11 protein-coding genes are annotated in these 13,689 nt (G+C 69.3%); 6 read left to right on the plus strand and 5 right to left on the minus strand.

Translation table 11 applies throughout. From position 1 onward, the window contains the following. The first annotated feature begins 299 nt into the window (after positions 1-299). Positions 300-1,595: an MFS transporter gene (locus tag H507_RS0109835; protein ID WP_022910548.1), complete on the plus strand. Its 1,296-nt coding sequence runs from the start codon at positions 300-302 to the stop codon at positions 1,593-1,595. 22 nt (positions 1,596-1,617) lie between these two features. Here the strand turns inward: H507_RS0109835 and H507_RS15995 are convergent, their stop codons facing one another. Then, positions 1,618-2,112, minus strand: coding sequence for a DUF5709 domain-containing protein (locus tag H507_RS15995; protein WP_022910549.1), 495 nt, complete (start codon positions 2,110-2,112; stop codon positions 1,618-1,620). Between the two features lie 220 nt (positions 2,113-2,332). Between H507_RS15995 and H507_RS16000 the strand changes: the two genes are divergently transcribed. The 3 genes from H507_RS16000 (at position 2,333) to H507_RS0109855 (ending at position 4,808) form a co-directional block, all read left to right on the plus strand. Continuing rightward, on the plus strand, positions 2,333-3,028 hold the full coding sequence (locus tag H507_RS16000) for a PadR family transcriptional regulator (RefSeq protein ID WP_022910550.1): 696 nt from the start codon (positions 2,333-2,335) through the stop codon (positions 3,026-3,028). A 262-nt stretch (positions 3,029-3,290) separates the two neighbouring features. Further along, complete coding sequence (locus H507_RS0109850; RefSeq protein WP_051139770.1) at positions 3,291-4,067, plus strand: hypothetical protein; 777 nt, start codon at positions 3,291-3,293, stop codon at positions 4,065-4,067. 33 nt (positions 4,068-4,100) lie between these two features. Next, a complete protein-coding gene (locus H507_RS0109855) occupies positions 4,101-4,808 on the plus strand; it encodes a queuosine precursor transporter (RefSeq protein WP_026378062.1) in 708 nt (235 codons plus the stop codon). Between the two features lie 28 nt (positions 4,809-4,836). Here H507_RS0109855 and tgt read toward each other — a convergent pair whose 3' ends face one another. From tgt to hrcA, 4 genes are read right to left on the minus strand one after another with little or no spacing between them, the layout of a single operon-like run. Then, entirely contained in the window at positions 4,837-6,075 is a 1,239-nt protein-coding gene (tgt, locus tag H507_RS0109860; protein ID WP_022910553.1) for a tRNA guanosine(34) transglycosylase Tgt, read from the minus strand. Beyond that, on the minus strand, positions 6,072-6,809 hold the full coding sequence (locus tag H507_RS0109865; RefSeq protein ID WP_022910554.1) for a 16S rRNA (uracil(1498)-N(3))-methyltransferase: 738 nt from the start codon (positions 6,807-6,809) through the stop codon (positions 6,072-6,074). Before H507_RS0109865 ends, tgt begins: the two co-directional genes overlap by 4 nt. Next, positions 6,806-8,002, minus strand: a complete 1,197-nt coding sequence (gene dnaJ / locus H507_RS0109870; protein ID WP_022910555.1) for a molecular chaperone DnaJ — start codon at positions 8,000-8,002, stop codon at positions 6,806-6,808. The genes H507_RS0109865 and dnaJ overlap by 4 nt, the downstream gene beginning before the upstream one ends. A 28-nt stretch (positions 8,003-8,030) precedes the next feature. After that, on the minus strand, positions 8,031-9,047 hold the full coding sequence (hrcA, locus tag H507_RS0109875) for a heat-inducible transcriptional repressor HrcA (RefSeq protein WP_022910556.1): 1,017 nt from the start codon (positions 9,045-9,047) through the stop codon (positions 8,031-8,033). A gap of 73 nt (positions 9,048-9,120) precedes the next feature. On the opposite strand from hrcA, the gene H507_RS16005 reads away from it, so the two are divergent. Together H507_RS16005 and H507_RS0109885 are read left to right on the plus strand one after the other, a co-directional pair. Next, positions 9,121-10,023: an MBL fold metallo-hydrolase gene (locus tag H507_RS16005; protein ID WP_022910557.1), complete on the plus strand. Its 903-nt coding sequence runs from the start codon at positions 9,121-9,123 to the stop codon at positions 10,021-10,023. A 65-nt stretch (positions 10,024-10,088) separates the two neighbouring features. Further along, a complete protein-coding gene (locus H507_RS0109885) occupies positions 10,089-13,649 on the plus strand; it encodes an ATP-binding cassette domain-containing protein (protein WP_022910558.1) in 3,561 nt (1,186 codons plus the stop codon). Positions 13,650-13,689: the final 40 nt, after the last annotated feature.

Raw genomic sequence — 13,689 nt, forward strand, 5'->3', positions numbered from 1 at the left:
GCAGGAATCTGCACGATGCGCTCGGCTGGGAGCGGCGTGACGGTACTCAGGAGGGCCTCCGGGGCAGGACCGATGGGGTGGACGGCACCATTCTAGGCGCGCGCGCCCGCGTGATCGACCCGATTGACCGTGGTGGGGTCGGCATCGGCTCGAGGCGAAATCCTCCCGCCGGATCCGCGCCAATCGGGGCACGTGGGAGGGCTTGTCGTCACGCAGGGTGACGGAAAGGCCCCTCAACTGCCTCTTCTCGCGTGGATGTGGGCCCCGCTGCGCTCCCGTCCGAGGACTAGGGTTCCCCGGTGGCTCCCCGACTGTTCGCCGACACGCGGCCGCTCAGACACCCCGACTACCGGCGCCTGTGGACCGCCCAGATCGTCACCACGATCGGTGCCCAACTCACCGTCGTCAGCGTGCCGGCGCAGCTGTGGCAACTCACCCACGATTCCGCGATCGTCGGTCTGACCGGTGTCTTCGGACTGGTGCCCCTGCTCGTGTTCGGGCTGTGGGGCGGGGCGCTGGCCGACCACTTCGACCGGCGCAAACTCGCCCTGCTCGCCGGGGTCGGCCTGGTCGCAGCCAGCAGCCTGTTCGCCGTGCAGGCGTTCGCGGGGCTGCACAACGTGTGGCTGATCCTCGGCCTGTTCTCGGTGCAGCAAGCCTTCTTCGCCATCACCTCACCGGCGCGCACGGCCATGCTCCCCAGCCTGGTCGAACCGGACGAACTGGCCGCCGCCAATGCCCTGAACACCACCGTCTTCCTCTTCGGTGGCATCGCGGGGCCGCTCGTCGGTGGCATGTTGATCCCAGTGCTGGGCTTCAGTTGGCTCTACCTCGCCGACGCCCTCTTCCTGCTGAGCACGGTCTACGCGGTCTGGAAGTTGCCGCCGATGCTCCCCCGCCGCTCCGAGGGCGCGGCAACGCATCGTCGTCCCGGACTGCGCTCCATTGCCGACGGTCTGGGCTATCTGAAGGGGTCGCCGGTGCTGTTGATGAGTTTCGTGGTCGACCTGGTGGCGATGATCTTCGGCATGCCGCGGGTGCTGTTCCCCCAGTTGGCCGACGTCAACTTCGGCGGACCCTCCGATGGCGGCGTGGCCCTGGCCGTGCTGTTCGCGGCGATCCCCTTCGGCGGCTTCCTCGGTGGTGTGTTCTCCGGCTGGGTCTCCCGGGTGCGCCACCACGGGGTCGCGGTGCTGGTCTGCGTCCTCTGCTGGGGTCTGTGCGTCATCGCCTTCGGCCTCGCCTGCGTGCTGGCGGGAGGCACGATGCTGCCCTGGCTGGTGGTGGCCGTGGCCGCCATGGCGGTCGGCGGTGCGTCCGACACGGCCTCGTCCGCGTTTCGTTCGACGATGTTGATGCAGGCGGCCGACGATGACGTGCGGGGACGGCTGCAAGGGGTGTTCTTCGTCGTGGTGGTCGGCGGACCCCGGGTCGCCGACGTGGCGCACGGCTTGGCGGCCGCGAGGATCGGCGCGGGTTGGGCGTCCCTGTGGGGCGGTGTGTTGGTGGTGCTCGGCGTGGCGGCGTGCGCGGTGTTCGGGCGATCCTTCCGCGCCTACCGGGCCCCTGAGGTGACGGCGCTCAGAACCACCTGATCCCACCAAGGGCGGTGGGCTGTCAGCGGGCGACCTCGGAGGCCACCGGCTCGTCCCACTCCTCGCCGTCCCATTCCTCGTCGGGATCGTCGTGGTCGGGATCGTAGATGTGCATGGCCGCTTCTTCCGCGGAGGCCGCACCACCCGCGAAGCCGACGTCGACGCCGACCTCGTCCTTCTCGGTGTCGACGCCGTCCTCGCCGAGCTTGGCATCGACCAGTCGGCCGGCGCGTTGGCGTCCGACCTCGCGCTTCTCGTGGTCGGGATTCCAGTCCTCGTGGCGACGGACGACCTCCGGCTCCTCCTGGCTGATCCGCATCTCGAGGGTCTCTCCCTCGCGCTGTTCGGTGGCCGTGTTGCCGAAGCCCTGGGCCGCGGACCAGTGGTCGGGAGCGATCCAGCCCTCGTCGAGGGGATCGTTCACCCCCCGGTCGATCAGGGTGTCGACCTGGTCGAGCTGGTCGAGCTGCTCGGAGTCCTCGGGGACCACTTCGTCGGTGCTGAATGAGCCTTCCATGACCCGATTCTGCCACTGACTCACGTCCAGGCAAGGCGGAACGCCGAGGTTCCAGCGGGTATCCATCGGAGCACTTCGCGACAGTTCTAGATATATCGTTGACATATCGCGATATGGCCGTCACAGTTGATCTCGTGAGCCCGAGACGTCGTGCCCACCTCCACAACTCCAGCGTGGCGCCCCCGGGGCCCACCGACCAACACGAAACGAGACAGCAATCATGAAGAGCTTCGACTTCACTCCCCCATTCGGGGGGCGCCACGAGCACCCCCACAACCATCGCCCCGAACCCGAGGGCCCCGACGGTGACGGGCGCGGACCGCGTGGTCGCCACCGTCGCCATGATGGCTTCGGGCCCGGTCCGGAGGCTCCGGGCTTCAATCCACCCTTCGGCGGCCCGGGCTTCGGCCGGGGTTTCGGGTTCGGGCCCGGCTTCGGGCCCGGCTTCGGCGGCCCTCGTGGCCGCGGCGGCAGGGCCCGACGTGGGGACGTGCGACTGGCGGCCCTGCTGCTGATCGCCGAGGAACCGCGAAACGGCTACCAGATCATCCAGGAACTCGGTGATCGCTCCGAAGGAGCATGGAAGCCAAGCCCCGGCGCCATCTACCCCGCCCTCAGCCAACTGACCGACGAGGGCCTGATCCGCGAGACCGAGTCCGGCGGCCGCCGTCTCTACGAGATCACCGAGGAGGGCCGAGCCGAGTCCGAGCGGGCCGCCGATCGTCCCGCTCCTTGGGAGCAGACCAGCGATGGCTCGGACGACAACGCCCAGGCCCAACTGTTCAAGGCACTCGGCGGACTCGCCCACGCCGCCAAGGCCGTCGCACAGACCGGTGACGAGGAGCTCGCGAAGCGGGCCGCCGAGCTGGTGACCAGCACTCGAAAGCAGCTCTACGGCCTGCTCGCCGAGCAGTGATGTGCCCCGCGGCACGCCGATCGGCGACGATGGACACATGGATCGTCGCCACCTCCTGACCCTGACCGGCAGTTCCGCACTCGGAGCCGCTGCCGCCCTCGCGGGCTGCGGCGGCTCCTCCACGCCCGGGCACGGATCGTCCGTGAAGGGGCGCTCCACCGCCACTCGGTCACCGGTGCCCACCGCCAGCGCGACCCCTCCCTCCTCGCCCTCAGCCCCCTCGAGCCCTGCGAGTACCCCCTCGTTCGACACGCCGGGAGGAATGACGCCCCTCTCGAGCGGTGCCCGGCTCGTCGGTTGGTGCGGCCATCCCGGCGCACCGGGGCAGGGACGCCTCGGGGTCGGGAACGACCTGGCCGCCCGCACGACCGAGATGCTTGCCCTGACCCGTCAGTACGCCGGGGCGAAGCCCGTCGTCCCGGTGATGGAACTCATCGTCACCACCGTGCACGCCACGCCGGGCGCCGACGGCACGTACCGCACCCGCATCGACGGGGCCGTCATCGACCAGTGGCTGGCCATGGCCAGACGCCGGCGGGCGCTGCTGCTGCTCAACATCCAGCCCGGCCGGGCGCGCTTCATCGATGAGGTCAGGGCCTACGAACGCTGGTTGGAGGAGCCCGACGTCGGCGTGGCCCTCGACCCGGAATGGTCGGTCCAACCGGGACAGGTGCCCGGGCGGGTCTTCGGACACACCACCGGAGCGGAGCTCAACCTGGTGGGGCAGTACCTGTCGGCGCTGGTCTCCCGTCGTGGTCTGCCCGAGAAGGTGGCCGTCTTCCACCAGCTCAACCCCGGGGTCGTCCGCCAGGAATCCACGCTGCGCCCCTACCCCGGCATGGCCTGGGTGAAATCCGTCGACGGCATCGGCAGCCCGGGAGCGAAGGTGGCGACGTGGAAGCGTGTGACCGCCACCACTCCCGACTTCGTGCGGTTGGGCTTCAAGCTCTTCTACCAGGAGGACGTCAAGACCGGGGGCCGACTGATGACCCCGGCAGAGGTACTCGCGCTCCACCCCGTCTATGTCATGTACGAGTGAGCCAACCGACTCCGCATACACTGACCGATCGTGATCGAGACCTCCCCCACGTCCCGCACCCAGCCCGACACCGCCGGCCCCGCGTGGGCCGACCCGGGGTCCGGCCACTACGCGGTGCTGCTGGCCAGCATCAGCGTGGTCGTGATCCTGTCGAACATCGGCGGCTCCAAGGGGGTGCAGTTCGGACCGATCATCACAGACGGTGGCTTCTTCCTGTTCCCGCTGGCCTACATCCTCGGCGACGTCATCACCGAGTTGTACGGCGCGAGGGCGGCCCGCCGGGCGATCGTGATGGGATTCATCGCCGCGGTCGTCTCGGTGATCTGTTACGCCATCATCATCGTGCTGCCCGGGTTCAACGACGACTACGGCATCGCGAAGCAGTCAGCCCTCGAGACGGCCCTGGGCCCCGTCTGGCAGATCGTGCTCGCGGGGCTGCTGGGCTACGCAGCGGGGCAGACGCTCAACTCGACCGTGATGGTGCTGATGAAGAGGCGCACCCTCGAGCGGGGGCTGTTCGCGCGACTCGCCTCGTCCACCGGTCTGGGCGAATTGGTCGACACCCTGGTCTTCTGCACCGTGGCAGCGACCGCGATCGGTATCACCACCGTCGGCCAGTGGGCCAACTACACCTGCTTCGGATTCGTCTACAAGGTGGCGGTGCAGTACGCCGTCATGCCGGCCACCGCCTGGCTGATCAAGTGGCTGAAGCGCCACGAGCCCAGCTACCGTCCCCGCTGAGCCGCTCGTCCACCGGAACCCGGCCCCCTCAGAGCGCGGTGGACCGCCTGCGGGCGTGGAACCGACCCAGGAACTCCGTGCGCAGGTCGTCGAACTCCCCCGACCTCACCGAGGCCCGGATCTGGTCGACCAGCCGCACCGTGAACCGCTCGTTGTGGATGGTCGCCAGCGTGGAGGCGAGCATCTCCTTGGCCTTGAACAGGTGGTGCAGGTAGGCGCGCGTGTAGTGGGCGCAGGTGTAGCAGTCGCACTCCTCGTCCAAGGGCACGAAGGCCCGGCGTGAGGCCGCGGTGTTGACGTTGAACCGTCCGTCGACCGTGTAGATGGCGGCGTTGCGGGCCACCCGCGAAGGATTGACGCAGTCAAAGGTGTCGGCGCCCGCCTCGACCGCGGCGAAGAAGTCCTCCGGCTCCGAGATGCCCAGCAGGTGACGGGGCTTGTCGAAGGGAAGTTCCTCGCAGACCCAGCCGATGATGGTGCCCAGGTTCTCCTTCTCGAGCGCACCGCCGATGCCGAAACCGTCGAAGGACTGCCCGTCGACCTCCATGGCCGCCAGGTCGCGCGCCGCCTTGCGCCGCAGGTCTTCGTACTGGGCTCCCTGCAGTACCCCGAAGAGCGCCTGGTACGGCTTGTCGGCGCGTTCGCGGGTCAGGGTGGCATGGGCCGCCAGGCAGCGCTCGGCCCACAGCCTCGTCCGTTCGAGGGACTCCTCCTGGTAGGTACGCGTGTTCATCAGCGTGGTCAGCTCGTCGAAGGCGAACATGATGTCGGCACCCAACTCGTGCTGCACCCTCATGCTCACCTCGGGGGTGAACCGGTGCCTCGAACCGTCGAGGTGGCTCTTGAAGGTGACCCCGTCGTCGTCGACGTGGGCCATCCGCTCCTTGCCCTCGGCGATCACCTCGTCACTGGAGACGCGCGAGGCGTCCATGGCCAGCACCTTCTTGAACCCGGCACCCAGGCTCATCACCTGGAAGCCGCCGGAATCGGTGAAGGTGGGGCCCGGCCAGTTCATGAACCGCCCCAACCCACCTGCCTCGTCGACCAGATCGGATCCGGGCTGCAGGTAGAGGTGGTACGCGTTGGCGAGCACCGCCTGCGCCCCCACCTGGGCCACCGTCTCGGGCAGCACGGCCTTGACGGTCGCCTTGGTGCCGACCACGACGAACGCGGGGGTCTCGATCTGGCCGTGTGGGGTGTGGATCACCCCGGCCCGCCCGAGCCCGTTGTCGAGCACGGCGTCGGGGACGAAGCCGAACTCGCTCACGGCCGCACCGCGGCCAGGGTCTGGAGTTGGGTGATGGCGATGGCGGCCGCCGTCGAGGAGCGGAGAACTCCGTCACTGATGACGACCGGACGAGCCCCGGCCTCGGTCAGCTGCACCAGTTCCTCGGGGGCGATGCCGCCCTCGGGCCCGACCACCACGGTCACCGTGCCGGAGTGGGGCAGGTCGAGCGAACTGAGCGGTTCGGTGGCGTCCTCGTGCAGCACCAGCACCAGGCCCTCGTCGGCCGCCACCTGCTTCACCAGCTGGGGAGTCGTCACCACCCGATCGACCACGGGCACGCGGAACCGACGCGACTGCTTGGTGGCCTCACGGGCGGTGGCCGCCCACTTGGCCAGTCCCTTGTCGGCCTTGGCGTCCCACCGGACGATCGACCGGTGCGACTGCCAGGCAACGATCTCGGAACAGCCGATCTCGGTGAGCAGTTCGACCGCCAGGTCGCTGCGGTCGCCCTTGGCCAGGGCCTGCACCGCCCGGAAGCGGAGCGAGCCCTCCGCAGAGCTGAGCACCTCGTCCACCCGCATCCGGATCCCCTGCTTGGTGACCTCGACCACCGGGCCGTGGACGGCGCGTCCCCGGCCGTCGGAGACGAGTACCGACTCCCCCACCCGGATCCGCTTGACCACGGCCGCGTGGCGTCCCTCGTCGCCGGTCAGTTCGACCACCGAGCCTGGAACCGCGCCGTCGATCTCCCCGAGGAAGAGCGCGTCGGTCATCCGCCGAAGGCTTCCTTCAGGCGTCCGAAGACTCCCTTGCCGTGCTTGGTCATCTTGGGCACCACGGAGGTCTCGTCGCGCAGTTCAGCCAGTCGGACCAGCAGCTCGCGCTGCTCGTCGTCGAGCTTGGTGGGGGTCTGCACCAGCAGGGTGACACCGAGTTCGCCCCGTCGTCCGCTGCGAAGGTTGGGCACGCCGCGTCCCTCGACCACCAACCGGGTGCCCGACTGGGTACCGGTGGGGATCTCGACGTCGACCCAGCGGTCGGCCTCGTCGGTCTCCTCGCGCTCGGATTCCAGGGTGGCGATCTGCACCGTGGTGCCCAGCGCGGCGGCGGTCATCGGTACCCGGATCACCGTCTCGAGGTTGTCGTCCTCGCGGGTGAAGGTCTCGTGGTTGGCCACGATCAGTTCGACGTAGAGGTCACCGGCCTGGCCACCACCGGGACCCACCTCACCCTGAGCCTCGAGGTGGATGCGGTTGCCCGACTTGACCCCGGCGGGGATCTTCACGTTGATGGTGCGCTTGTGCCGGACCCGACCCTCCCCCGAGCACTCGGTGCAGGGATGGGCGATGATCGAGCCGAAGCCGCGGCAGTTGGGGCAGGCCTGGGAGGTGCGGATGTCGCCGAGGAAGGATCGCTGGATCTGGGTGATCTCGCCGTGCCCGTCACAGACGGTGCAGGTGACCGGCTCCTGGCCGTCCTCGGAACCCTTGCCGGCACAGGTGGGGCAGACGACCGCCGTGTCGATGCTGATCGGCTTGGTGAGACCGAAGGCCGCCTCGGCGAGGGTCAGCTGGGCGCGCACCAGCGCGTCCTGACCACGCCGCACCCGGCTGCGGGGTCCTCTCGAGGACTGGGCCCCGAACATGGCGTCGACCAGGTTGGTGAAGTCGAACCCGGCACCACCGAAGTTGCCGCCGAACCCGTCGAACCCCTGGCCGCCGCCGAAGCCGCTGAAACCCGACCCCATCGGGTCTCCGCCGCGGTCGTAGACGGCCCGCTTGTTCGGGTCGTGCAACACCTCGTAGGCCTCTTGCACCTGCTTGAACTTCTCTGCCGAATCGGCATCGGCTGCGACGTCGGGATGCACCTTCATCGCCATCCGGCGATAGGCCTTCTTGATCTGCTCGGGGGTGGCGTCGCGGGCGACGCCGAGAACCTCGTAGTAGTCGGTCTGGGAGGGGCTCATCTGCGTTGGGACATCCTTCTGGGGTTGGTCAACCTTCTGACAGGAAACGGCCGAGATATCGCGCGACGGCACTCACCGAGGCCATCGTCTGGGGGTAGTCCATGCGGGTGGGGCCGACGACCCCGAGGCTGGCCCATGCCGAGGCCTGTGGGCCGTAGGCGCTGGCCACCATGGACGTCGAACGCAGCTGTTCGACGGAGTTCTCGTGCCCGATCCTCACCCCGATCTCGTGGCCCTGCACTGTCTCACCAAGCAGGCGGAGCAACACCACCTGCTCCTCGAGCGCCTCGAGCACCGGCTTGACGGTGCTCTCGAACTGGTCGGTGAAACGGGTGAGGTACGGCACTCCGGCGACCGCCACGCGGGCCGAGGCCCGGTCGACGGCCAACAGTTCGAGCACCGTCGCCACGAGGGCGGCCGCGGGCATGGCGTCGTCGGGTGAGATGTCGGCCAAGAGGGCCGTCAACTGCTGGGCGGCCTGCGAGGTGGCGAGGCCGACGATGCTGCCGTTCAGCTTCTCGCGCAACCGCGCCAACAGGGCCTCGTCGTGATCAGGCAGCTCGATCACCTGCTGCTCGATACGCCCGGTCGACGTGATCAGCACCACCATCACCCGGTCAACGGTGAGGCTGACGAGTTCGACGTGGCGGACGATCGCCGAGTTCGACGCCGGGTACTGCACGATCGCCACCTGCTGGGTGATCTGCGCCAGCAGGCGCACCGTCCTCAGCACGATGTCGTCGACGTCGACCGCACCGGAGAGGAACGTCTGGATGGCTCGCCGTTCGGCCGCCGACAGCGGCTTGATGCTGGCCAAGCGGTCGACGAAGATGCGATAGCCCTTGTCGGTGGGGATTCGTCCGGCGCTGGTGTGGGGCTGCGTGATGTAGCCCTCCTCCTCCAGCACCGCCATGTCGTTGCGCACGGTGGCGGGCGAGACGTTGAGCTGGTGGCGATCCACCAGGGCCTTCGACCCGACTGGCTCGCGCGACTCGACGTAGTCGGTGACGATGGCGCGGAGCACCTCGAGTTTGCGGTCGTCCATGGTCACCTCCTGCCGGCCGGTGGCGCTGGCACTCCGCCAGGCCGAGTGCCAGTGTAACGCTAGGCTCGCGGACATGGAGTTCTCTCTGGGTCAGTGGCAGCCCGTGGCCGACCGCGTCTGGGTCGCCGTGGCGGAGCCCGCCTCGGTCAACATCGGGCTCGTGGTCGGCGACCGCGCCGTACTGGTGGTCGACACCGGATCCTCGCCCGAGCAGGGCGCGATGATCGCCGCATCCGCCGCCGAACATGCCGGACGACCCGTCACGCACGTGGTTGTCACGCACGACCACTTCGACCACTTCTGGGGGTTGGCCGGCTTCGGGTCCGAGGTGGTCTCGATCGCGCACGAGTCCGCGCACCTGCCCACAGGCGATGGGCGTGAGGTTCCTGACGGCCCTGGCGAGCCGACACCCGCCGTCCCGGAGGGCCTGGCGGCCGCCACGACGACCGTCGCCATGGTGAAGGCGATCGACCTGGGCGGGGCCAGGGCAGAGATCATCCACCACGGGCGTGGTCACACCCAGGGCGACCTGGTGGTGCACCTGCCCGAGCGGGACGTCGTGTTCACCGGAGACCTCGTCGAGGTCGGCGCCGAACCCAGTTTCGGGCCCGACAGCACCGTCGAGACCTGGGCCGCCACCCTCGACGGCATGCTGGGCGCCACCCTGGACTCGACCCGTTTCGTGCCCGGCCACGGTTCCGTCGTCGACAAGCAGGTCGTCTTCGAGCAGCGCGCCAACGTCTCGACCATCTACGGCCAGGCCGAACAACTCGTCGGTCGGGGCATCAGACTCGATCAGGCCCTCGAGGCACTCGACACCCCGGAGATCGACGGACGACCCCACCCGGGGGCCTCTCAGTGGGACTGGCCGTACTCAGCTCGGACGATCCGCACCGCCCTTCCCCTGGCCTATGCCGAACTGGCTGCCAAGGGCCTCGAGCCCCGCACCTCCCTGCCGCTGCTGGGACGCCTCTGAGGAGGACCGTCCAGCGATAATTGGCGCGCAATTCGTCAGTCCCTGGACCTAGGCTGGTCGGCGCCATGAGCACCAGCACCAGCACCGCGCCCATCGCGGCGATCGTCACCGATTCCACCACCCGCACCGTCGACTGGCGGCGCCTCGTCACGCCGGTGAACACCGTGGCGCTGATCGTGCTCGCCATCGGCTCGCTCGCGATGGTCCTCGGCAATGTCTTCGCCGGCCAGGTGGCCCAGCAGCCCAGCTGGCAGGTCGTCCGCTGGCTCGCCATCGCCATGATCGGCGGCTCGATCCTCGACATGTCCGGTCGATACCTGTGGTTCGGCGAGATCGACCGGGTCGAGGGCGGGCTTCGTCGAGACCTCCTCGATGCTGCCCTCAACCAGCCGCTGGCCCACCTCGGCGAGCAGGCCGTCGGTGAGGTGCTCGACCGTGTCGACGACGACACCCGCGAGGTCGGCAACCTGATGCGCTGGCAGTCGTGGATGGTGCTGCGTGCCCTCTTCGGGGCCGTGCCGATGTGGATCATCGCCGGACTCACGTGGTGGCCGGCCTGGTTCATGTTCCCCGGCTTCGCGGCGCTCACCTGGCTGGGCATGCGCTCACTGCTCAAGCCCATCCAGGAACGCAAGATCGTCGAGGAGGCCGCGTGGACCGACCATGCCGCCGCCCTCGAGGAGGGCATCGCGGGTCGGGACGACCTGCGCACCAGCCTGGGTCAGTCGTTCGCCATCCGCCGACTCGCGCAGCTCTCGGCCGACGTGCACCGCAAGTTCAAGGCCGTGCTCGACCTGGAGAAGAAGATCCTGCTGCGCGGCATCATCCTGCTCAACGCGCTGCTCGCGGCCGTGGCGGTGATCGGCGCGACGATGGCCACCCGGGGCCACACCTCGGTGGCCCAGCTGGTCACCCTGTTCCTGATCACCACCCAGTTCGTGGGCGTGGTGGGGTTCGTCGCCGAGCAGATGCCCGACATCCAGGCCGGGCTGGGTGCCGTCGCACGGCTGCGGCAGATGATGGCCCTGCAGCCCGAGCCCGTGGGTGGTCGCCAGATCGAGTCCGACGAGGTCGACCTCGAGTTCCGCCATCTCACCTTCGCCTATGACGAGGGCACGTTCGCGCTGCGCGACATCGACCTGCACGTGCCTGCGGGCCAGACCCTCGCGCTCGTGGGACGCTCCGGATCGGGCAAGTCAACCCTCGCCTCGCTGATCTCGAGGGCGGTGGAACCCAGCCCCGGCATGGTGCTGCTGGGCGGTGTGGACGTGCTCGACCTGGATCTGCAGAACCTTCGCCGCCAGGTGGGTGTGGTCACCCAACGCACCGAGATCCTCGCGGGCACGCTCGCCGAGAACATCACCCTGTTCGCCGACCTGCCCCGCCGACGTGTCGTCGAGGTGATCGACGAACTCGGGCTCACCGACTGGGTGGCCGGACTCGACCAAGGACTCGACACCCTGCTCGGGCCGGGCGGCACCACCCTGTCGGCCGGTGAGGAACAACTGGTGGCGTTCGCGCGGCTGCTGATCCGCGACGTGCACGTGGTCGTGCTGGACGAGGCAACCGCCCGCATGGACCCCCTCACCGAGCACCGCGTCGTCGCCGCCAGCGACCGACTGCTGCGCGGACGCACCGGTCTGCTCGTGGCCCACCGTCTGTCGACCATCGCCCGCGCCGACCTGGTGGCGGTGATGAGGGCGGGCGAACTCGTCCAGTTCGGGTCACAGACTGCCCTCAGCCGCACCGAGGGCCCCTTCCGTGACCTGTTGCGATCGGCCGGTAGCGCTGGCGTCGGCGTCGACGAGCCGGACGATGCCCGCCCGGTGGCCCTGCCCCAGGCGGGGGCCGAACACGCTGCCGCCCACGCCAACGGGTCGCTGGTGGAGTCCGTCGGGTCGGCACGCCGACGCCGCGAGGTGCTCGCGCGGGCAGCGGTCGAGACGGGCCCGAGCCTGGCCCGCGGCATCTGGAGTGCGCTCACGGTGCGCCCAGAGTGGGGCCTTCTCTCGGTGGGGCTGTTCCTGGGGGTGTCCCTGACCGGGTCGGCTGGCGCCCTCACTGGCTTCGCCTGGGGACACGCCGTCGAGCAGGTCGCGGCTGGCCAGCAGCCGTGGTGGTGGCTGGCAGCACTCGTCGTGATGGTCTTCGCCGGCCCGGTCATGCTCTCCGAGGGGATCGCCCGTTATCCGCGCTGGTGGATCGAGGTGCTGTTGCGGGTCCGGTTGGCGGTGCTCGTGGGCCAGACCGCCCAGCACCGACTCGAGAAGGTGCCCGCCGGTGAGGTCGTCGCGCGTGCCATGGACTCCGACCGGTACGCCCGCTATGCCGACCGTTGGGTCGACTTCATCAACGGCCTGGTGGTGGTGGTCGTGACCGCGATCGCAGCCTCCAACCCGGTTGCCGGGCTGGTGCTGTTCGCTGTCGTGGTTGCGGCCACCCTGGCCTCGGCCATCGGTCGTCCGATCGCGGGGCGTACGGCGACCAGGGCGTCGGCCATGCGGGCCACCTTCGGGCGAGCCCTCGTCTCGACCCTCGAGTCGGCTCGCACCGTGAAGCTGGCGGGACGCACCCCCGAGGTGCACGCCCACCTGCTCAAGGTGGACTCCGGGCGTGTCGACGCGGCCGTCCGCGAGCACCACGTGCAGGCTGTGCTGGACGCGGTGCCCGTGGTGATGATCAAGGTCGGCGTGGTGGTCGTGTGGGCTGCCGTGGTCGGCGGCTGGTGGGGGCTGGCGACTGCCCTGCTGGTGGTCAACGCCCTCAACGGATTCGAGTGGTTCGGACGAGTCGCCGGCGCCGTCGTCACCGAGGCACCCGGTACCCGTTCCTGGCAGGTGGCGACCCAGAAGATGGCCGGCGGTGTCGACCTGATGACGGTGCCCGATGGTGTCGACCTCGAGACGGGGGAGGCACCGGCCGCTCCCCCGGTCGAGCAGATCCCACTCGAGGTGCTCAGTGTCCGCGACGTCACCGCCATCCATGAGGACGGTACGGTCGGCGTCGAGAACGTCTCACTGACCGTGCGTCGCGGCGAACTGGTGTTGCTGCTGGGTCAGGTGGGTTCGGGCAAGTCGAGCCTGCTGCGCACTCTCGCCGGCCTGATTGACTACTCCGGAGAGGTGCTCTGGAACGGGCAGGTCGTGGGCGACGCAGAGTTGTTCATGCGCCCCGGCCAGGTCGCCTACGTGGCCCAGGTGCCGCGCGTCATGTCGGGCACGTTCGCCGACAACGTGCAGTTGGGCTTCACCCGCGCGTTCGACGCGCCTGTCTCCGACGCCCGGCTGACGCCCGACGTGGAGGACGCGGGTGGCCCCACCGCCATGGTGGGTCACCGTGGCGTCCGGTTGTCGGGTGGCCAGGTGCAGCGACTGGCGCTGGCACGGGCTCTGGCTGCCGACGCGGAACTGCTGCTGGCCGACGACGTCTCGTCCGCCCTCGACGCGAGGACGGAGGTCGAACTGTGGGAGGCGCTCCGCCACCGCTCGGCGACCGTGGTCGGCGCCACCTCGAAGCGAGCAGCCCTCGCCCGGGCCGACCGGGTGGTGGTCATGGTCGACGGGGAGATCGCCGCCGAGGGACCGTGGGAAGAACTGTCGACCCGCTGGTCGCACCTGGCTGGCTGACCGTCGCGCTTGGCTGATCCGGGGCTGGTTGACCTGGGGC

This window comes from Aestuariimicrobium kwangyangense DSM 21549, assembly GCF_000421525.1.
Lineage (GTDB): Bacteria > Actinomycetota > Actinomycetes > Propionibacteriales > Propionibacteriaceae > Aestuariimicrobium > Aestuariimicrobium kwangyangense.